General features: G+C 57.7%; 14 protein-coding genes. 4 read left to right on the top strand and 10 right to left on the bottom strand.

Annotation, left to right across the window (positions count from 1 at the left end):
• The first annotated feature begins 38 nt into the window (after nt 1-38).
• Nucleotides 39-1,100 carry a dipeptidase gene (locus tag AXZ77_RS03795; protein ID WP_098410105.1) on the top strand — a complete coding sequence of 354 codons (1,062 nt, stop codon included), beginning with the start codon at nt 39-41 and terminating at the stop codon, nt 1,098-1,100.
• Between the two features lie 98 nt (nt 1,101-1,198).
• On the opposite strand, the gene AXZ77_RS03790 is transcribed toward AXZ77_RS03795, so the two are convergent.
• Complete coding sequence (locus AXZ77_RS03790) at nt 1,199-2,731, bottom strand: AsmA-like C-terminal region-containing protein (protein ID WP_098410104.1); 1,533 nt, start codon at nt 2,729-2,731, stop codon at nt 1,199-1,201.
• Nucleotides 2,732-2,773: 42 nt separating this feature from the next.
• Nucleotides 2,774-4,030, bottom strand: coding sequence for an RNA-guided endonuclease TnpB family protein (locus tag AXZ77_RS03785; RefSeq protein WP_098410103.1), 1,257 nt, complete (start codon nt 4,028-4,030; stop codon nt 2,774-2,776).
• Nucleotides 4,031-4,056: 26 nt separating this feature from the next.
• Between AXZ77_RS03785 and tnpA the strand changes: the two genes are divergently transcribed.
• Together tnpA and AXZ77_RS03775 are read left to right on the top strand one after the other, a co-directional pair.
• On the top strand, nt 4,057-4,461 hold the full coding sequence (gene tnpA, locus AXZ77_RS03780) for an IS200/IS605 family transposase (RefSeq protein ID WP_098410102.1): 405 nt from the start codon (nt 4,057-4,059) through the stop codon (nt 4,459-4,461).
• Between the two features lie 584 nt (nt 4,462-5,045).
• A complete protein-coding gene (locus AXZ77_RS03775) occupies nt 5,046-5,825 on the top strand; it encodes an ion transporter (RefSeq protein ID WP_098410101.1) in 780 nt (259 codons plus the stop codon).
• Between the two features lie 36 nt (nt 5,826-5,861).
• On the opposite strand, the gene AXZ77_RS03770 is transcribed toward AXZ77_RS03775, so the two are convergent.
• Nucleotides 5,862-7,015 (bottom strand): IS3 family transposase gene (locus AXZ77_RS03770; protein WP_098410100.1). Its coding sequence is split into 2 segments (ribosomal slippage): nt 5,862-6,742 and nt 6,742-7,015, totalling 1,155 coding nucleotides; the frame shifts between segments, so codons are not numbered across the junction.
• Between the two features lie 289 nt (nt 7,016-7,304).
• Here AXZ77_RS03770 and AXZ77_RS03765 point away from each other — a divergent pair.
• Nucleotides 7,305-7,616, top strand: coding sequence for a hypothetical protein (locus AXZ77_RS03765; protein WP_098410099.1), 312 nt, complete (start codon nt 7,305-7,307; stop codon nt 7,614-7,616).
• Between the two features lie 291 nt (nt 7,617-7,907).
• Here AXZ77_RS03765 and AXZ77_RS03760 read toward each other — a convergent pair whose 3' ends face one another.
• The 7 genes from AXZ77_RS03760 to AXZ77_RS03730 all read right to left on the bottom strand — a co-directional run bounded on the left by AXZ77_RS03760 (nt 7,908) and on the right by AXZ77_RS03730 (nt 21,224).
• On the bottom strand, nt 7,908-9,290 hold the full coding sequence (locus AXZ77_RS03760) for a hypothetical protein (RefSeq protein WP_098410098.1): 1,383 nt from the start codon (nt 9,288-9,290) through the stop codon (nt 7,908-7,910).
• Between the two features lie 38 nt (nt 9,291-9,328).
• Nucleotides 9,329-10,354 carry a glycosyl hydrolase family 8 gene (locus AXZ77_RS03755; RefSeq protein WP_098412428.1) on the bottom strand — a complete coding sequence of 342 codons (1,026 nt, stop codon included), beginning with the start codon at nt 10,352-10,354 and terminating at the stop codon, nt 9,329-9,331.
• Nucleotides 10,355-10,434: 80 nt separating this feature from the next.
• Complete coding sequence (locus AXZ77_RS03750; protein ID WP_098410097.1) at nt 10,435-12,672, bottom strand: cellulose biosynthesis cyclic di-GMP-binding regulatory protein BcsB; 2,238 nt, start codon at nt 12,670-12,672, stop codon at nt 10,435-10,437.
• Nucleotides 12,672-15,020: a UDP-forming cellulose synthase catalytic subunit gene (bcsA, locus tag AXZ77_RS03745; protein ID WP_098410096.1), complete on the bottom strand. Its 2,349-nt coding sequence runs from the start codon at nt 15,018-15,020 to the stop codon at nt 12,672-12,674. The genes AXZ77_RS03750 and bcsA overlap by 1 nt, the downstream gene beginning before the upstream one ends.
• A gap of 34 nt (nt 15,021-15,054) precedes the next feature.
• Entirely contained in the window at nt 15,055-15,738 is a 684-nt protein-coding gene (locus AXZ77_RS03740) for a hypothetical protein (RefSeq protein ID WP_141536218.1), read from the bottom strand.
• Nucleotides 15,739-16,097: 359 nt separating this feature from the next.
• Nucleotides 16,098-19,127 (bottom strand): EAL domain-containing protein, encoded by a 3,030-nt coding sequence (locus tag AXZ77_RS03735; RefSeq protein ID WP_098410094.1) that lies wholly within the window; start codon nt 19,125-19,127, stop codon nt 16,098-16,100.
• A 426-nt stretch (nt 19,128-19,553) separates the two neighbouring features.
• The gene (locus AXZ77_RS03730; protein ID WP_098410093.1) at nt 19,554-21,224 is read right to left on the bottom strand and encodes a histidine kinase N-terminal 7TM domain-containing protein; all 1,671 of its coding nucleotides are present in this window, start codon (nt 21,222-21,224) and stop codon (nt 19,554-19,556) included.
• Nucleotides 21,225-21,253: the final 29 nt, after the last annotated feature.

Genomic DNA, 21,253 nt, shown 5'->3' with positions numbered 1-21,253 from the left:
AAAGCCTCGGCGGGCTACACGAAAGAGGATGAACCCGCATGAGCGCCCTGATCCCGGTCTTCGACGGTCATAACGATTTCCTCCTTCGCCTACTGCGCGATCCCGAGGCCCGCGAGACGACCTGGCTGAGCGACACCGGCACGGGCCAGCTCGATCTGCCCCGGATGCGCGCGGGCGGTTTCGTGGGTGGGTTTTTCGCGGTCTATATCCCCTCGCCGGTCGCCCATGACGATCCCGATTTCGACGCGATCATGCGCAATCCGCCCTTTTCGCTGCCGCTGCCCGAGGCGATCCCCTTCGAGGACGCGCTGCCGGTCGCGATGAAGATGGTCGGCCACCTGATGTGGATGGAGCGCGAGGGCAGCCTGAAGATCTGCCGCTCGGTCGCTGATATTCGCGCCGCGATCGTGGGAGGCAAGATCGCCGCGATCCTGCATTTCGAGGGCGCCGAGCCGATCGGGCCCGACCTCGATGCGCTGCACGTCTGGCATGCGATGGGGCTGCGCTCGCTCGGGCCGGTCTGGTCGCGCCCGACGGCCTTCGGCCATGGGGTGCCCTTCGCCTACCCGTCCTCGCCCGATACCGGCGACGGGCTGACCGAGGCAGGCAAGCGGCTGGTGGCGGAATGCAACCGGCTGAAGATCATGATCGACCTGAGCCATCTGAACGAGAAGGGCTTCGACGATGTCGCGGCGCTGTCCGATGCGCCGCTGGTCGCCACCCATTCCAACGTGCATGCGCTCTGCCCCTCGTCGCGTAACCTTACCGATCGGCAGCTCGCGATGATCCGCGAAAGCGATGGCATGGTCGGGCTGAACTACGCGCTCGGGTTTCTGCGCGAGGACGGCAAGGCAGAGCCCTTCGCCGGATTCGACCCGATGCTGCGCCATCTCGATTACCTGATCGAGAAACTGGGCGAGGACCGGGTCGGGCTAGGGTCTGATTTCGACGGAGCGGCGATCCCGCCCGATCTGGGCGATGCGGCGGGGCTGCCGCGCCTGATCGAGGCGATGCGTGCGCATGGCTATGGCGAAGCGCTGATCGAGAAGCTCGCGCATGGCAACTGGCTGGCGGCTCTCGAGCGGAGCTGGGGCGGCTGAGCGGAGCAGTTCACGGCGTTTGAAGCCCGCGTCTCGAGGAGACTCGGAAACGCACATGCGCCGGCATGCAAACCGGGCCACGCGGGCGGGCCTGCCGCCTATTTGAAGAGCTTCAGCAGACCTTTCGCAGCCTCCTCCTTGAGCTTCTGCTTCGCCGCATCCTCGGTGCTCTGGCCGTCTTGGGGCGTAATCCCGAGCTTCTTGGCGATCTCTGCATCCGCTTTCGCCTTCAGGTCCTGCTTCGCCGCATCGACCTTGTCGCCCGAGAGCGCCTTCATATCGAGGCCGAATTTCGGCTTCGCCCAGGGACCCGTGATCGAGAGCGGCACCTTCACCCCGCCCGTGCCATCGGCCTTGCTGAGCGCGGTCGGCGTGACGGTGTAATCGAGGCTCTGCGCCCCGATATCGACAAGCCCCTTGCCTGCAGCACTCAGAAGCGGCGCTTTCAATTCGAGGTAGTCATTCGACAGCACCCCGTTGGCGATGGTGAAGCTCGCGGTGATCTGATCGAAGATCGTCTTCGCTCCCTCCCCCACATAGTTCAGATCGAGCGTGCGCAGCATCCCCACCAGATCGAGCCCCTCCAGCGCCCCCTTGCCGAAGGCGACATCGCCCGAGCCCGAAAGCGAGCGCACCAGCGCGGCCTGGCTGTTGCCCGAGGCCAGAAGCTTCACCGCCAAATCCGCCTTCGCATCGAGCCGCGTGTAATCGGCCAGATCGCTCAGAAGCGGCTGCATCGAGACGCCCTTTGCCACCAGATCGGCGGAGGCCGAGAACCCGCTGCGTGCATTCGCCACCACCTGCCCGGTGACGCTGCCGCCATAGGCCGAGACCTGACGCAGATCCGCCACCGCGCGGCCGTTCTCGATCGTGATCTGCGCTTTGGTCGGGCCCAGCTTGGCAGTGCCGAAATCGATGGAACTCGCATCGAGCACGATCTTACCATCCAGCGCCCGTAGGCCCGTGGCGTCGATCGGCGCGTTCGACCAACCGCTGGTGCCAGAGCCAGAACCGGAGGAGGCCTCGCCCGATCCAGTCGCGCCCGACGCCCCGGCCAGCGCCGAGAGATCAAGCGCGCCCGCATCGATCTGGGCATCGATCCGCGGCTTGCCTTTCGCGAAGGAAAGATCGCCCGCCACGCTCAGCGCATTGTCGTCGAGCGTGAGATTGCCGCCGCGTAGCTGCATCGCGCCATCCGCACCCAGGGTCACATCGCCCTTCGCGGTAATCGTATCACGCCCCAACCCTTTCGGCAGATCCGGCGCAGCCTGCCCGAAGACCGCCGCCAGCGCGGCCGGGTCCTTGACGTTAGCAGTGAGCGCCCCTTTCGCCGCCAAGGGAGCCGTCCCGAAGGTGCCCTTGAAGCCGATCGACGACGCATCGAGGGTCAGCGCAAGATCGGTGGGGGCCGGATCGCCCGCAAGGAAGGACGCGAAGGCTCCGAGCGTGCCATTGACCTTCAGCGCCTTACCATTGACCTGCCCCGTCAGGTCCAGCCTCGCCGGACCGTCGAAGGACGGAAGCGCGAGGCTCGCATCGAGGTGGGTGAGCGCAAGGCGCTGGCCACTCGCATGATCGATCCACCTCACCGATCCGTCGCTGATTTCCCCTTTGTCGAGACTGAAAGCCATGAACCTCCCCCACCAATCCTGTAGGTTGGAAGGGGTTTCGGATCAGGCGGCAGCCTGATCCCCGACCGTCCCGGCCGGGTTGATCGTTTCCGCGTTCTGGCGACGGCGGCCCTCCGCGAGCCCCCAGTTCAGCAGGACGCGGGCTGCGGCTTCGTCTCGCCCGAGACGACAGCCACAGTCGCAATCATGGTGGCGCTTTGCGAGTGCCTTCTTCCGCACGGCGCCGCAGTCCGGGCAGCGCTGTGACGGCTTCAGCTCTCGCGTCTTCGCCTCAAGGAACTCCGCACCAGCCTCTTCCGCTTTGTATCGGAGCATGTTCAAAAACCCGGCCGGGGCCGTGTCCAGGATCGATCTGTTCAGGCCCGCCTTCTGGGCCACATTCCGGCCCGGCGCCTCCGCGGTGCCCCGGGCTGAAGCGGTCATGTTGCGCACAGCCAGCGCCTCGGTCGCGATCAGGCGGTGCCGACCGGCGATCCGCGCACTCGCCTTGTGCAGGAAGTCCTTCCGGCGCGCGGCGATCTTCGCATGACGCCGCGCCAGATCGCGTCGATGCTTTTGCAGCGCCCGCCGGGAGATCTTTCGCGCCCGGGCCGCGGACGAGAGCCGGCGTTGCTCGGCTTTGAGGCCCTCGGCCTCGAGGTCAAGGTAGCGCGGATTCGGCAGCTCCTCGAAGGCGCCATCTTCAAGCGCGAGCGTGGCAAAGGTCGAGACGCCCCAATCGAGCCCCACGGCCTGCCCCTCGGCCGACGCACGCTCGGCGCAGCTGGTCTCGACGACCACGTTGAGCATCCAGCCGTGGATCGTCCGGGTCACATCGGCCTTGAGCACGCGGCCCGGCGTGCGCGCGACGCCCCGCATTCGCATGCGCCCGATGCCGAACAACGTGGCGTGGCCGTGCCGGCCGCCGTCGCGCATCTCGACCCTGAAGCCTTTGCCGTGCTCCTTGTAGCCCCAACCACGGAAGCGCTCGGCGCTCTTGAAGCGAGGGAAGCCCGGCGCCTGCCCCGCGCGCAGGCGGCGAAAGAAGGCCTGGAAAGCAAGATCCAGGCGCTTCAGAACGACCTGGGCCTCATGGGTGTGCACGAGCCCGCGCCAGCCCTCGAGGCCGAGGCGGATCTCCTTCAGCGCCTTTTCCTGGTCGGAGCGCGAGACCCGGGTCTCGCTGTGTCGCCAGGCGCCGATCCGCTCCTCGAGTGCGGCGTTCCACAGGTCTTTCAAAAGCAGGTGCTTGCGCCACAGCGCCGCCGCCTGAGCCGGCGACGGATAGAGCTTGAAGGAGAGGGATCGAGTTGCGGCCATGGTCTAATTATTATATTGGTTCCCAAATGACATATCAATACTACAGACATACAAATAATTGCATTTTTAGCATCCACTACCATATGGTTCTGGTGACGAAACAGCGCCGGGAGGTGCTGACATCCGAAATGCTGCGGGCGGCAGAGACTGCGATCCGGGAGCGCTGCGATGTTCGCGGCGGGTCGCTGGAGGAGTTCAGCGCGGAGGCCGATCACATCCATATCCTGTTCTCGTTGCCGCCCGCCGAGGCGGTCGCCGATTTTGCAAATGCGGTGAAGACCACAACGTCGCGGCGGCTCCGGAGGGACTTCCCGAGCCTGAAGCGCCTTGGCGGCGCCCTGTGGTCGCCGAGCTACTTCGTCAGCAGTTGCGGCGGCGCCCCGCTGGAAACGATCAAGGAATACATCCGCTCGCAGGAGCGACCGGACTGACCTCACCAGCCCGAAGGTCTTCCCCACCAATCCCGTAGGTTGGAAGGGGCTTGTGGTGAGGCCTTTTGGTGATGCTTGAACGCGCTCGCGACTACTAGCGTCTCGCGGCTGATTTTGGTGACCTCACCGAGGAAGAAGTGCAATGACTCAAGAGCCAACCGATCTCCGGCGGTGCCTACTTCGAGGGTGGTGGCTGCGATGCAGGCCCGGAAGATGAAGAAGCGCACTGAGTGATTGCGCGCCTCACACCTCGGAAGAGGTAACCTTACGCATGACGCATGGCGGCTGCATTGCCAATCTCGCAGAAGTTCTCGACGCAACACGTGCTGGAACGTAAGCGCAGGGGCACAGCTTGCCTCCCTAGACTGTGGGTCCGACATCGGCCAACCTGACAGCAACTTGGCCCTCGTCCCCCTCCAGCGCGACCACGCCACTCGCACCGTCTGCTTGGTCCGATCACATTCGCTGAAGTAGGACACGGCACGGTGCGCAACGATTTTTCCAAGGCACTCATTGCTGAAGGGTAAGGTTGCGCAACCCCCGTCCAAGAACCATATCCCTCCCGCCAATAAGAGGGGGACCGTATGACTTTGCGCGACCGGATCGCGATGGCGCTCGACACATCAGCTTTCAGGAACACGATCACGGCCGTGATCCTGTTCAACGCATTGCTTCTAGGACTGGAGACGTCGGAGCGCGCGATAGCCTTGGCTGGCGATCTGATCCGGCTGCTCGATATGCTATGCCTGTCGGTTTTCGTGATCGAGATTGGACTTAAGCTCGTGGTGCATCGGCTAGCTTTCTTCCGCTCCGGCTGGAACCTGTTCGATTTCACCATCGTCGGTGTATCGCTTCTGCCCGGCGCGCAGGTCTTCAGCGTGCTGCGGGCGCTGCGCGTGCTGAGGCTCTTGCGCATCATTTCGGTCGCGCCACGCCTGCGCCGGGTGGTCGAAGGACTGATCAGCGCCTTGCCGGGCATGGGCAGCGTGTTCCTATTGATGGGCATCATCTTCTACATCGCGAGCGTGATGGCGACGAAATTGTTCGGCGCGAGTTTCCCGCAGTGGTTCGGCTCGCTGGGACAATCAGCCTATTCGCTGTTCCAGATCATGACGCTCGAGAGCTGGTCGATGGGCATTGTGCGCCCAGTGATGGAAACCCACCCTCTGGCCTGGGCCTTCTTCGTGCCCTTCATCATGGTCACGACCTTCGCAGTGGTGAACCTTCTGGTGGGCCTGATCGTGAATTCGATGCAGGACGCCCATTCCGAAGAGGAGACCACGCGTGCGCCGGCGGATGTCCTTCACCATCGACTCCGCCGTCGGCTTCGCTGTTCCGGGTTTCTGTCTCATCTTCACTCCTGAGCTACTCCCCATCTCTTGGACAGGATCTGGCGTAAATTAAGCTACTCGTTGCATCTGCTGACCGGGTTGGTTGATATCATTTCTCTGGCCATAGACCAGCGCCGGTGGCTTGCCGCCGAGGGCTGAGTGCGGGCGCTGGTGGCTGTAGAAGGTCATCCATTTCCGGATCGCCGCCTTTGTCTCCGATCCTGTCTCCCAGGCATGCAGGTAGACGCATTCGTATTTCAGGGTTCGCCACAGCCGCTCGATGAAGATGTTGTCGAGGAATCGGCCTTTCCCATCCATCGAGATGCGCACGCCCGACCGGCGGAGCCGATCCGTCCAAGCGAAGGACGTGAACTGAGAACCCTGATCCGTATTCATTATCTCGGGCGGGCCGAACTTGTGGATGGCTTCGTTCAGCGCCTCGACACAGAAGTCGGCCTCCAGGGTGTTCGAGATCCGCCAAGACAGAACCTTGCGGGTGTGCCAGTCCATGATCGCCACGAGGTAGAGGAACCCGCGCCGCATGGGCAGGTAGGTGATATCCGAGCACCAGACCTGGTTCGGGCGATCCACCCGCAGACCTCGCAGCAGGTAGGGATAGGTCTTGTGCCCCTTCGCCGGCCTGCTTGTGTTGGGTTTCTGGTAAATCGGCATGAGCCCCATCAGGCGCATCAGTCGCCGTATCCGCTTCTCGTTCACCAGGTGGCCGTCGTTACGCAGGTGCCAGGTCATCTGGCGGACACCGAAGAACGGGGTCTCCAGGAACTGCTCGTCGATCTGCCGCATCAGGCCGAGGTTCTGTTCGGTTTCGCCCTTCGGCTCGTAGTAATAGGATGAGCGTGCGATCGACAGCAGCTTGCACTGCTGCCCAATCGACAGATCCGAATGGTTCGGCTCGATCATGCCACGCCTCACTTCCCGCCCCAAGGCTTCAGCTTTCGTTCCAAAAAAGAGTTGGCCACCGCCAGCTCCCCGATCTTGGCGTGGAGCTCCTTCACCTGCTCCTCGTCGATCTCGGGCTTCCTTCGGCCCCCGCGCTCGAACACGCCCGACGCGCCTTCGAGCAAGGCCCGCTTCCATTGATGGATCATCGTTGGATGCACCCCGAACCGGCTCGCCAGCTCGGCCGCTGTCTCTTCACCCTTCAGGGCTTCCAGCGCGACCTTTGCCTTGAACTCGGGCGCGTGCTGCTTGCGTTTCGACATCTCTGATCTCCTTCTCGTCGAAGATCAGCAGACTGCAAATCGTAGCTTATGTCAGTGTCCGAATTTCAGGGGGTAGCTCAAATCTCCCAATGCGCCTCATGACATTACGCGAGCGTAGATCAACTCAACGTTATATGAACACAAGGTCAGGAAATCCGCAATAACTGGTGGCCCGTTTCATTGCTACGAAAGTCGGGTTAGCGATAAAATTTTTTTCTATTTATTTTCAAATGGCCCCGGTTGCGTCGCGCGCCCCGCTGGCTCTTATTATATACAGGCGGAGATTTTCATGGCCGCAGACCACATCGAAATTGAGTATCTAGAAGGTGGCATAATCCAGATTCGCACAGGGATCTGGTCGGACAAGATGCCGCTCAAGCTGGCAGCTCCGGTCGCGGACTGGTATGAGTTGATGCACAGCAAAAAAGGCTATGGCGGGTATCTCAAAATGGCGCGTGCGCTGCGGGAGGCATCAGAGAAATATTGTTCTGATTACATGGTCATGCCTTCGAACCCCAAGACATCAGATAATCGTAGCGCACAGTTTTTTTGTCCTGCCACTGATAACCTTCTACGACAGCCTGAACAGGTCAGGGCATGATAATTGGCGCTCGTCGAACCCAAGCGGCTTCCTGAAAATAAACAGGTTTCTAGAGGAATTGAAGACGCGCCGCCAACTAGCGCGCCTTTCCATTTTGGGGGCGATGCAGTATATTTAAACGCCTTTTCTGATCATCGTTGAGCTTGTTAATACGTTGATTTTCATCTTGACCGTCAATTTTCTTCGGGTAGAGCGCTGCGCGCGCGAGACAGCCAAGGGGCGGCGTTTCCCGATCGGTTTAGGGGCGCGTCAGGGAAAAACTGCGAAAATCAGGCTCTCCCGATCTGCTCGTCACGGGGCCTGAGAGTATAGTATGCGCAACGCCTTGCGCGTATCTGTGGTTGATAGCACATCATTGAGCGTCTCGAATTGCTTGCGTGCGGCGGTGGTGTCGCCGATGTTAAGATAAGCATAGCCGCGCAAAAGGGCGAGATCGCGCGATAAACCATTTTCCATCTCTTCTAGCGCATCGAAATAATCAATTGCGTGCTGGTACTCCTTGCGATCATAAGCCTGAATACCGCGCTGGTTTAGAATTATGGCTTCCACTTGGCGACGTTGTGACGGGGTATAAGAGGTCTGGGCCGCGATGCGTGCGGCTTCCTCCGTCATGTCCAGCTTGAGGTAAGACAGCGCTAGGCCGAATTTGGCGTCGCGGATAGCATCGCCACTCAGCCCGCTTTGCGATGCGGCTAAGAAATAAGCCATGGCTTCAAGCGGCCGCTCAAGATTATAAGCGCACCAGGCCCGCTCATAGGCGATATCGATCGAGCGCGGGTTGGCAGAATTCGCCAGGCATGCGTGGTTGTTTCCTGCTTTCGCGGCTGCCCGCGTGGCGTTCAGCCGCCGATCTCCGTGCAACGGTAAGCGAGTGCGCTTTGGAGCCGTTGCAGTGGTGACCTGGGTAGCAGGCTTTGGTGTGGTCAGCTTTGCGGGACTGCTCGGCTTGGCTTCGGCGCCAGCCGCTTTGGGGCTTGTCGCTTGGGTGCCGCGCCCCTTGAGCAGGCGCTCTTGCAAGCCCCTGAAGGTTGTCGCTTGGGACGGGAACCTCTGTCTTGCAAGATCGACCAAGCCGATAAGCTGTTGGTTGGTCGTTACTTTCTCGGCTTTCTCAATCGTCGCGATGATGTCTGGCGTATTTGTGCATGTGCCGACGATCTGGCGATAGGCAGCCAGTGCGCCGCGTGCGTTGTCATTGCTGATTTGCAGCTTGGCAAGCTGCCAGATATTATTGATCCTGTTGCAGCTCATCAATACAGGGGACCGAGATGCAATGTTGATCGCCGCCGCGGTATCTTCTGCGCTGATGGCGCGATCAAATTTCGCTTGACTTTCTGCTAGATCAAGTTGGTTCTGCATTTCCGCAGGAACTTTCCACGTCGGATATTTCTCGGAGACTTGCTGGACGAGCTTGCGCGCGCCATCGATATCACCGCGTGAAATGAGCGTATAGATATCGGAAATCTCTGTTGTCGGTTCAATCTGCGAGAGATCTGCCAAATTGGAAGGCGGTGTCCAATTCGGGAATTTTAATTTCAGTTGGCGGGCTTCAGCCTTCACAGCGGCTTCATCATTGTTCTCAATGTAGAAGCGCAATGCACGCAGGTCTTCAGCACTTGGAGCGTTTTGTGCGTCGGCTTGAACATGTAAGAGCAATGCTGCCGCAAAGGTCATAGAGAGAGTCGCGGGCCGAAAAGCGCGAGGGAGATATTTCATATCGGTACACATTCGGGGGCAGAAACGATCTGCGCAATTAGGGTCATAAGATGCAGCGTCGCAGGATAGTAGGGTTGTTCGTCGGTTCGAAAGAACGGAATTTTCGCTCCGAATCGGGAGTGCGAGGCGCATTCTGAAAAAGCGGCAAGCGCCCCGTAGCCAAGACTTGAGCTTGCCTCAAGAACCGCACCGCTCTTTCGGTCCATTACGGTCACGTATTCGCCGTTCTGAAGGTTGCCGCTGGTCTCTGCCTGTAAATAGGCTCTCACTTGATCTGCAACGGCCAAGTGTGCCGCATTGCCCGACCAAATTAGGAACAGCGCAACACGCATTGCCTCGTATCCATTCTTGTCCGACATGTTTACCGCCGGTGTCATGCCGCTCGTGCCAACCTCAATCCAATCCGGCATCAGCCCTTGAGTGGCCAGGTCGGTCATTAAGGCCTCGCCGTCCGAGGCGCATGTGGCGAGAGCGTTGATACCAGTGGCGGCGGCAATTTCGCGCATCGCGCGCGGCATATAATAGGACGGGTTGATGATCTGCGCGTTCTTGCGCGCAAAGCCCTCAGCGGCGGGTGTCAGCAAAAGCCGCCCTGATCCGTCCCTGGCCTCAACAACACAGTTCTTGACCAGACTCTCGGCGATCGCAGTCGCGCGACGTCGCAGGGATAGCATTCCGGTTGCCCGACTGTGGAGGACGAGCGCCCATGCATAGAATAGATCACCATCGGTGGCGTTGTTCCGGTCGGCAACGCTCACCGTTTGATTGGGCAGCCAGCGCCACGCGAGAAGCGCATCGCTGCGGATCGCAAGGTTGGCTTCGGTCCAGCGATAGATCGCGTCAAAGGTTGCGTTGTCGTGAAAAAGTGCGGCCATGAGTAGCCCATAGCCTTGGCTTTCTGAATGGCTAGCCCCTTGCTGCAGCTTGTCGATGACACGGCCCTCAGGGCTCAAAAAGGCAGCTTTCCATGCCGACCAGGCCTCGGCGAGCGGTTGGTTTGGGCCCGCGAGGCTGTTCGGCATCGACTGCGCCACCGCCGAAGTGCTTCCTAGCAGGGGAAAGAGGCCGACACTGGCGACTGTGCGCAAAGCTGCCCTTCTATTCATTTTTTACGTTTCCCTCTGGTTGAGATGACAAATACCAGGGCCAGAACGATTGACAAAACGGTCAGGCCGAACAGCAACAGAACAAAATACAACGGCGACCATGATGCGAAATTCCCCGCTACAGCCCTGAAGTTCCCAAGGCTCAAGGGTTCTTCCAGCACGGGGGGAGCACTTGCGTCCTGCCAATTCTCCCACTTCCCGTCTTCCGTAAGCAGGGAGAATTGTCCGCGTGGCGCGTTGGAGGACAGCCGCGCTCGTGCGATCGCATCGGCGATTTGGGCCGCATCGCTATTCGGAGGCACGATCAGCGAGAGCTTATGCGGACGTTTGGGGTCGGTGAGCACGAGGGCGGCTTTCCCCCGCCGGTTTGCAAGCCACTCCTTGAGAGGTGGATCGCCCGGCTGGGCGAGATCGGAAATTTTTTTGCCGATAGCCTCCAGCGAAAAGAGCAGCTTCGAGGCGTTGAAAAACCCATAATCCGGGTTCTCGATCGACGCTTGGGCTCGTGTGTCAGGCGCACCAAAAAACACGTTTTCAAGGGTGCGCGGTTGTACGCCAAGCTTTCCGAGCGAGACGTTTTGCAGGTTGTCGAGTGCAACGATCTTCAACTGTGCATCGCTGATCGGCGGTATGCCACTGATTGGACGCAAAGACGATGCGAGTGTTGTCGTCAATTTTTCGATGTGCGATTGGAGTGCAGCGGACCCGCTCGCAACAAGCTGGTTGGGACGGAGCGCGGCGACCAGGCTATTCATGCCGATAAATTTCATGCGCGGTGAGGACGGAACCAACAGGGAAGATCCGTCGAGGATCGTCATGAGGGGCGTGTCGCTCTTGGGGCAGGGACGATCTGGCGGGTTACCAGGTGCGATTGTGACAAAGGTCACGTTGTTAACCCCCGATTTGAGTATATTCGCCGGAAACCTGATGTCGAGTGGGGGCTGCACCTTGCCGCCGTTTGTGTCCAAGGGCAGCAATCGAACAGTGACCCCATCAACTTTCACCAGCATCAATGCGCCTTGCGGCAAATCTGCTGCGAAGCCATATGACAGACGCAAGGTGGCCTTGGCAGAGGACAGAATAAGCCAGTCGTTAGGCAGCCGGAATTGCAAAGACTGTTCTGTATACCGATTATACGCGTTGAGATCGGTGAACTGCAGTTCCTTTAGGCTTGTCGCGACGCCCGGCATCAACTTACCGATGTCCGGCACCGGAGCAGATTGTGGTAAAATCTTATCCAATGCGGACAGAACGTCTTTGGCTTTGGGATTCAGCATCAAGACTTCCGCCCCATCAGCGCCGCGTCTGACCTCCAATGGCGTGGGTAGATTGTCGCGCAGGGTTATCCGTGCGATTGGATGTGTAGCTGCGCCGTTGGCGTAGAGCCCTTCCGTAACAAGGGTGATCGCCTGGGTGCCAGCGCTGGCAGCGGAGAGCTTTTCTGACATAGAGCGCATAAACGTTTGGGGCGGCTCGCCGGCCGCGCGCACAGTCACGCGACCGTAGCGTCCCACCTGAGCGGCCAAAGCCATTCTAAAGCCATTGGCATCAGTGGGCAAATTGGTAGATGAAACGATAGCGCCGCTCTGGGCCAGGTCGAACTCAGTCCAGATCTGAAAGCTTGCTTTGGGTCCGCAGAAAATCCGATGCGCCTGTTTGGCCTGCACCGTAATGGTATTGCGGCCTTCAACCAAGAGGTTTGAGGGCACAGAGATGGTCTTGAAGCCTTCGAAAGCAGCCGGGGCGACCGCTGGAAGCGGGGTTCCGTTTACGTTGATCAGGATCCGCGATTGGCTGGATTGCACATTGATGCTGTTACGATAGCGTAATTGAACACCTTCGACCGGCTTGAGCGCCGGAATATCTAGCGTGAGGTGGGCAGTTTGGCGTTCGCCTGTAAGGCGCATGACGTGGTCGGTCACTGCCCTATCGGCTTGGAATGGCAGAAGCAGCAAATGCGAAGGCTGTGCGAGGGATGATGGGCCAGCTTCCGTCTTGCGCGCATATTGGTGCAACGACATCGCTGGCTCGCTCGCGGCATCACCTCGGTCGGCTTGCGCCTTCAAAGTCTCAAGCAGTGGACTCAGGTCTATCAATTGTGGTTGGGAGGTCGAAAGAGCTCCACGCGCACCAGGTATGGTTTGCGCGGGAAGGGCTTCACGAAATGGCCCAATCAAAAGGCCAATGGCCAAAACAGCCAGTTTGATGCCAACGCGATTTCGCTGTTTTCTCATCACAAAACGCTCTCTTTGGCTGCGTTGGCCTCTTCGAGGGCACGTTGACGCTCCTCACGCTCTTGGGCATCGATATCCACACCGAAGGCCAGGAGGTGCGCAGGGGGGCGTTCCGCCACTCCGGTAGCGTCGACGTTATTGCGCCGAGCAAAGGCGCGTCCAAGCTCCAGCAGCAAATTAGGAAAGCCGCGGATGAATAGCGATCCCGCAAAGGCAAATCCCGTGATCACGCCCTTGCCAGTCTCCAATGAGCGTCGAACCCGAAGCCAGTTCTCGCTGTCGCCAAAGATCAGGAAGGCAACGGCTTCTTGAACATTCTGTGGTTGTCCGGCCTCCAGCACCAACCCAAGCATCTGTCCATTGGGTGTGGAGGAGACCGTTCTGATACGTGCCAGAACCGGGGCCTCCAGATGTGGCGAATTCACGAATTTCGGCTGGAAATAGACACGGCTGCCCGCTTGAAGCTTTGGGTTAGCAACGGCTTGCTCCAGCAACAAACGAACACCGGTGGTCGAAGCATCCTTAATAGTAACAGGCGCTTCCAGAGGCACATCGGTTTCCAGGCCTTCGGCCGACCACATTTTTCCGGCAACATTCATGTCCACACGTGGCGAGGCCCGTCGCTGCTGTTTCTCTGAAATGGCGCTGTAAGCGACGGACGCCATAAGGAAATTGAAAACAGCCCATCCGCCCACGACGCTTAGCACGGGTCGGTCGCCGGGGAACAACATCCAGCGTACCACGAGCGCCACGACCCCGGATAGCATGGCTAACCATTGAAAGGTCAATGGCCAGTGAATCGGTGAGATGTAATCCTCGTTCAGCGTCTCATCCTTGGCGGTAACGTTGAACCGTGCCCCGCGCGGTCGCAGCACCGTCCGGAGTACTGCCCGGGCGAGGTAGGGCGCTTGCGCGATCTCGTATATTTCCGAGATGAGTGGCCAGCGAAAACGCTTGTAAATTGCGTTCTGAACCATAAAGGCAATCGCGAGATAACTCAGCATATAGGCCATTACTTCTGGGAAGGTTGCTACAAAAATCTCAACCCCGAAGAACAGGTAGATAAGCGGAACGTAAAGATAAGTGAGCCGCATCAACGGAAACAGCCAGAAGCTCATCGAATTGATGTAGCATAGCCGTTGAGGCAGCCGCAGACCTTTCCGAAATAGCGGGTTCTTAAGCATTAGCATCTGCATCATGCCTGCGGCCCATCGGCCGCGTTGCTGAATGAAAGAAGCAAAAGTTTCGGGCTGCAATCCTGCAATCATGGCTCGGTTGAGGTAAAAACTCTTCCAGCCGGAGGCGTGGATCTCCAGCGCCGTTTCGGCATCTTCCGTGATCGTCTCACCGGCAAAACCGCCAACGCTGTCCAAGGCCGCGCGCCTCAGTACGGCGGCCGAGCCGCAAAAGAAGGCTCCGCCCCAGCGATCCAGTCCGCGGTGGATCTGAGAATAGAACATCTCATTTTCAGGGGGGCAGTTGCGCGGTAGCCGCAGATTGCGCTCAATAGGATCGCTGTTGATGAAAAAGTGGGGTGTCTGGACCAAGAAAAGTTTCGGATCGTCGACGAAATACCCTACGGTACGTGCGAGAAAGTCTCGCGAAGGAACGTGGTCGGCATCGAACACAACGACGAGATCCCCCGACAGCGTTTCCAGCGCTGCACTCATGTTTCCGGCCTTGGCATTTTCGTTGCGTGCCCGGGTGGAGTATTTCACGCCAAGATTGGCACAGAGCGCCTGAAGTTCTGCCCGCCGCTTGCGGGATGCTGCAGCCAGTTGAGGGTCTGAGGAGTTGCAGCGTTGGTCGGTCCCCCCGTCGTCACATAGGACGACCGTGCGTTTCTCGGGCGGGTAGATCATGTTCTTGGCTGCGGCGAGCGTGACGCTCAGCATCTCGACCGGCTCGTTATAGGAGGGCACCAGAATATCGACCGTCGGCAACTTCTCGGGCGACACTTGGGGAGGGAACGGCCGTTCGGTCGGGTCCGCCGAGATGAAGGCGTTCAGGAAAAATACGAGGATTGAATAGGTTTCGACCAACAACAAAAGCAAGGCAACGAAGAAGGATACCGAAACCGAAGGATCGGGCAAAGTTTCGGTGACCCGCCATATCCAGTAGCGCGAGATGATCACCGAGGCCGTAGCCAAGAGTGCGAAGCGCGGGATGATCTTTGTGGCGAACGGCTTGAGGATCGCGACCGTGGCGACCGCAACAATACCCAAGAAGGCCTGACCCGAGACCGAAGTGGGCACACTGATCAGAACGGCGATGGGAACGAGAACAAGACACCACAAAATGAATGTAGGTGCATTTCGCGTGGTGCTTCGGGCGCCAAATAAGCTCATTGTCAAGGTCTGCTTTCGTGATGGATCGGCCGCGTCATTGCAAAGGCGCCGCAAGGGGTGACAATGTCAGATTGCCACCCGACCGCGTGCTTACATCTGCCACCACACCAAGTCGGATTTGAGCATCTTGAATAGGTTTCAACGCTGTTTGGGTGGAGCCATGGACGCAATTGCGCAGCATCACATCCATCGCGTTGGCCCCCTTCGGCAGAACGCGGGCATGGGGCTCTAGGCGACGAAATGCCAAGACACAGCGTGTCTGCCTTCCGGCATCATATTCCTGCCAGAAATAGACGCCGAGGCTGTCGGTGGTGCTGCGAAGGTTTCGTTCGTCGATTTTTTTGAAGGGAGCGGGCACGCCGCCTGCGTGTTCGATGAACTGGTTCAGCTCGAACCGTCCTGTCGTCCGTCCATTCGTAGCGAGCGCCATTAGGAGCAAGAAATTATCTCCCGGCAGTGTCGTAGGGTTTGCCAAACCAATTTTCTGCTCGTATTCCGTGCCCACCTGACGGTGCAACATGATCAACGCATCTTCAGGAGATGCCCAAAGCTGGCTTAGGCGGCCAAGTGCATATTGTGTGGTTGTTTGCACTGCGGAGCCAAGCTGCGAAAACGAGGGGGCGGAGGTGCAGGCTGCAAGAGCCAATACCCCACCTAGCACCGCTCTGCGCAGGAAAATATTCGCAAGAGAAACCGCGTTTCTTGTCGTCACGTCCATCTCTTTCGCTTGTTGTGTTGAACGCCCATAGGTTGAAAGTTGAGGATAGACACATGCATGTAGTATTAGAGTATAGAAATGATTTCTATGTGCATTGAGGTCTTTGTCGATTTTGTTGCTTTTTTGCCTGCTCCGAAACGCATTGCGAAGTCTGCCCGCTGGTAGAGCGTTGCAAGTTATCGCGACTAGAAATTTGATTTGATTTTAGTCAGTCTTTTTAGGAGGTTGAAGGGTGTGTTGGCCTTGGTCTTGGCCCCGAGTTGGTCAGGTGCGTCTGTGACCCTTTCCTTCTCGATGGTTGTGGGCGTGATGTGCAAATCGACGAACTTTCGTCAAGCCTGCTTTGGGCTGAACGTTGCTTAGGCTCCGCTCTTCCCCGTTGGGTTGAGTGAGGCGCCACGTCGATAGGCGGTCGCAGCAAAGGTTTCAGGGGGCATGGGCTTGCCGCTAAGATACCCTTGGATCGTATGGCAGCCTTCGGCCTTCAGCCATCTCAATTGGGCCATGTTCTCGACGCCCTCGGCAACGCAGCGCAATCCAAAGGAGTTGGCTAGCTTCAAGATCGCGCGGACGATGGTCTCCGAATCTTCGGCTCCATCGGCGCGACCAAGCCCCTCGATGAAGCTTTTGTCGATTTTAATCTCTGAGACGATCAGTCGCTGCAGATAGCTGAGCGATGAATAGCCGGTACCGAAATCGTCAATCGAAAGGCGGATGCCTGCTTGTCGAAATTGATCAATATTATGAAACGCATTTTGCGACGACGACACAAGAGAGGTTTCTGTGATCTCGATTATGACGTTCGAGAAAGGTACGCCATGCGTGGATATAAGCTCTAAAAGATGTGGTGCCAAAGTGGGGTTTTCGAAGCTTTGCGGAGAGAGATTCACGCTGGCTTTGACCTCAAACCCGTCTCTCAACCAGCTGCCAAGCTGACGTGCGAACATCCCTAACACATGGAAGTCAATTTCCGAGATTAGCCCCGCGGCGTCCGCGATCGGAATGAATTCGGCGGGGCTAACTCTGCCGAGAGCTGGAGAGTTCCAGCGCAAAAGGGCCTCGGTCCCAACAAGCGCGAAACCATCGGACAGGGAGAATTTTGGTTGGAAGGCCAGTTCAAACTGATCGCTTTGCAGAGCGTGCCGCATCGCTTGCAAAACGGCGCTGCGGCGCGAGAACTGGGCGTCCATTGTCTGGGTGTAGAGGATGTATCGATTGCCGCCCGCAGACTTTGCCGAGTCATTCGCCATTCCCGCCTGCCGGATCAAGGCTTGGGGGGAGGCTTCTGCTGAGTTGTGGGTGGTTACGCCGATACTGGCGGTGATGAAGATCGTGGTGTCGTGCAGGTCGAACGGTTCGGTGATGGCCAAGCAGATTTGGTTCAACAGGTCCTTGGCCTCGTTTTGAGGCTTTCGGAAAAAACATGCAAAGGAGTCGTCTCCAAATCTCGCTATTACCATGTCCTTGCGGGCAATCTTGCGCAGTCGCGCTGCTGTGGCTCGCACGAGGTCGTCGCCGAGATCATATCCAAGGACTGTTTTGATCTGCTTGAAGCGATCAAGGTCGATGATTGCAAAGTAAAGTTCGGAAGGGGCCTGGGAGCTCTCGGTCATTGCCGATGCAAGCAGGCGTTTCATATGGGGGTGATTTGGAAGACCGCTCAGCTTGTCGTATTCTGCGTCGTGAAGCGCCTTGGCTGCAGCGCGGCGTTTGACCTCTTCGGCCTCGTACTGAAGGCTTATATCCGTCATGATGATAAGCATGCGCGCGTTTGACGCTGCCTCGGTGAGCGGGGAGGCATTGATCGACAGGACGCGCTGGGCCTTGCCGGGCATGTTTAGTGCCATAATCATATTTCGGATCTTCGCCCCGCTTTCCATCACTTGCGAGAGTGCTGAATAAGGGGCGGTAGCCGCGTCGTCGCTCAAAGGGGCTAGAGGCCAGTCCCTGGCGGGCGGGAAGGTGCCGCTCGTTTCTGTCTGCAAAAGCCGTCTGGCTTCGTCATTCGCAAAAACGCATTCGCCTGCGCTGTTGCAGGCGATGATTGCAGAGATGCCGGTCTCGGTGATAGCGGCAAGAAAGTCACGCTCAGCTCGCAGCGTGCTTTCAAGTTCGCGGCTTTTGGTGATCACTGTTTCAACAAAGACAAAGCCAGAGAGTTGGCCTGTTGTGTCTTTGAGTGGCTGCATGTTGAACGTCACCCAATAGGGCGTTCCCGCTGCATCGTAATTGATGTTCTCTCCCTCAAACGGCTTGCCTTCAGAGATCGCACGCCTCACATTTCGTACGGTCTCGCGATTGCTCGCCTCGCCTATCAGCAAATCACTCAGATCGAGCCCGCGGATGTTGCGCAGCGCGTAGCCCGTTTGCTCTTCGAATGCGGTGTTGGTCCAGACAATCCGCTGTTCGGTATCGACGATTGTCGTCAAATTCGTGATCATCTCGACGATGCGGCTAAGGTGTTTAGAGGCGTCGGGAGGGGGTATGCGAGAGCCGGCTTCACGCAAGATCACCTGATACCTCGGTCCCTCGTCGCCAGAGTCACGATGTAAGCATGCGACTGAAAGGTCGTATTTGCGGATGCCCTTCGCAGCCTTCAACTCAAATCTGCGGGCTTGGATTGGGCCGTTCGTGTCAACGTCACGTATTGCTTGGCGGATTTCGTGCGTCAACTCGGACGAAAAAACCTCCTCGATCATCATTCTCGCCTCGGCGTTGGCGGGTCCGATATCAATTTCGGGTGCAGCGGCATCCATGCGCATTACGCGCCCCCCGGCGGACAGTTCGCAGAAAATACAGTGCGGGTCTTGCAGTGGTTCCGCATCAACTTGCGTCGGCTCGATATAGGGTATCAATCTGCGGACATGCGCATTTTGATCTTTGCGTCCGCCCAGTTGGCGCATAGTTGTTTGCACCAATTCTCCAACAACACCAAGGAACTGATTTTCTGCTTCAATGTCGATACTGGCCGGGCTGGCGTTCTCTATCCCAATGAGGCCCGTCAACCCGGCTTCGCCGTTCATAGGAATTAGCCAGGTGGTGCCGGCAAGGGGCTCAGGAAAGCGCTCGCCAGCGCGGACACGGGTGCCAAAGCCGTCATTCAGCAAATCACGCCAAGGTGAGATTGCGGCGGCTGGCAATATTGAGGGCGCTGCGTTCCGATCGACCGCGCTCGCAGCAATCCACTGAGCGATCAGGTGCAGGGCCCCGTTTTCTTGCATCTGATAGACATATGCGCGACTGGCCTTGAAAAATTCCGTTGTGCGTCGAAGTGCCGTGTGAATGGATGCTTCGAAATTTTCCGCCGTAGAGCTGAGTGCCAGACGCATCATCGTCGCAAGATAGTCCTGCCGCAGCTGTGGCTCAGTTTCGGAGTGAAGCGGTGTCATATGTCAATCTGATGCGTGTTGAAGGGGCAAACTGGGATCGGCAGGGCATGTTGCGAACGGCGTTTCATCGGTGCCATGAAGGTAGGGCTTTGCGAGAGAGGCCGCCAAGCGGGTTTCAGGAAGCCGGACGAGACAGCAAGCATGGCGTTAGGTCACGGAGGCGCGAACTTTGTGTCTGTTTTTGGTTTTTGGGCCGGTTTTGTCGGGCGTTTGTCCGCGAGGCATGATCTTGCCGTTTTATGTTACTGTTCACCGTTCGTGTCTTCCCTAATAGTGAGGCGCGCAATGTGCATCGCGAGCAGCATCGCGCCGAGGCGGCGTATGGTTGGCTTTGCCCCGATCTGTAAGGTCGGATAGGGGCAAAGCAATTGCCCCGGCACAAGATTGCGCCGCGTAAGTTCGATTGTACCGTGCGGCGCATCTGTATCAATGTCTTATGTTATTATGGCCGTCCGGGCCAATCGTTCGGTTGCGGCCAGCGGATTTGGCTGCGTAAAGTCGTTTGTCGGCCATATCAATCAGGTCAGACAAGGCTGTCCGATCAAGAGGACGTTCGGCGATCCCAGCAGAAAACCTTAACTCCAGACCGTCGAGGCCAAGATTTTCTCCGGCCGCAAAGATGATTTCACGCAGCTCTTCAATGCGGTCTTCGAGCGTTTTGATGTCGAGGTTCGGAGAAAGTACCACGAACTCTTCGCCGCCGATCCGGAAAAGACGGTCTTCGCGTCGGAACGCCCGACGCAAAGCTCCTGAAACCGCAATGAGCGCGCGGTCGCCAGCTGCATGGCCAAAACGGTCATTGATCGATTTAAAGTGATCGATATCGATCACCGTCACCATGATGGGCCCCTTTTCTAAGCTGCACGACGCGACCATTTCGTCGAACTCGTCCGACAGAGCCCGTCGATTAAGTAGTCCTGTTAATGGGTCCGATAGGGCTTCATTCTTAATACGATGATGTTCCATGCGCATATCGCGCAACTTCTCATCATTCACACTCAATTCTTTCTTGAGCGTTTTTGTTGCAATTTTCCGCTCTGTAATATCGAAGAAAACGAAGAGCCAACCGAGAAACCGGTCATCTGATCCAAAGGGTCTGGGAATGTGCGAGGTCTGCACCTCGAATTCGCGTGTCCCGATTAAGACGTCTTCTACGGCACCCGGTTGATATGCTTGCATCAACGTTTCGAGCAATTTTTCAAGGCCTGGGATTTCGCTGGCGGGAATATTGGACGAATCTCGCAACGAAAACAGTTCTGTGGCTGTCGCGTTATGCTCCAAAACACGTCCGTCGCGACCAACGACAAGTACTGCGTTGGGTAGGGTTTCAAAGACCATATCCCGTGCCACTGAAGCGATCTGGAACGTTTGATTGGATAAAATCAGTAGAGAATAAAGCAACAGGATCACCGAAAACATGAACGGTGTCGGATCGATTCCTGCGATAGTCCAGCCGCTGAATACATAGGCAATATTTGCAACTATTGGCACAATCGTCAGAATGAAAATCTGCAAAAAATGGAGCCGGTAGCTTCCATGCGCGCGCGCGGCAGCGCGAAAGAGGATGACGAAGCCGCCCAGAATAAATACGTAAAGCAGAAGTGATGATAGGGCGAAAAAGGGTCCGTGATCATAGTGAAGCGCGGCGCCTCGGACATCTGAAACCGGCGCCGATGCACGGCTGTAAAACAGCCAGTGCCATGGGTTGGTAAAGCACAGAAGCGAAATGAAGCTCGGAACTACAATAAGCAGCGCTTTTTGCCATCGCTCCATTGGGCCGGTTTCGCCCCGCGCATAACGATAGACGAACAAGAACCAAGATACAGGGACTAGGCCAATGGCTGGAAAGGCTAAAGTCCCCCAAGCGGCCTTGCAGAATGGCACAACCGACCATAGTTCCATGATGGCGGCGAACAGCCACCATATCAGCGCGAGATTGGTGATCATGAAAAATCGCTTGCCAAAAAATTCTTGGTTGCGAGCTATCCAGAAATAAAGAAAACAAAATCCAAAAAGTATGGAGAGTGCAAAATATCCTGCAAGCCCATGTGGCTGCAATTCGAAAAACTGATCAAAGCTGGTTAGGGGAGCGATCACGATATTAGTTCCATTTTAAAAGATCTTTG

The organism is Thioclava sp. ES.031, assembly GCF_002563775.1.
In the GTDB taxonomy this organism is placed as follows: Bacteria; Pseudomonadota; Alphaproteobacteria; order Rhodobacterales; family Rhodobacteraceae; genus Thioclava.
The sequence above is the reverse complement of the archived record's forward strand: the minus strand, read 5'-3'. Positions and strand labels throughout refer to the sequence as shown.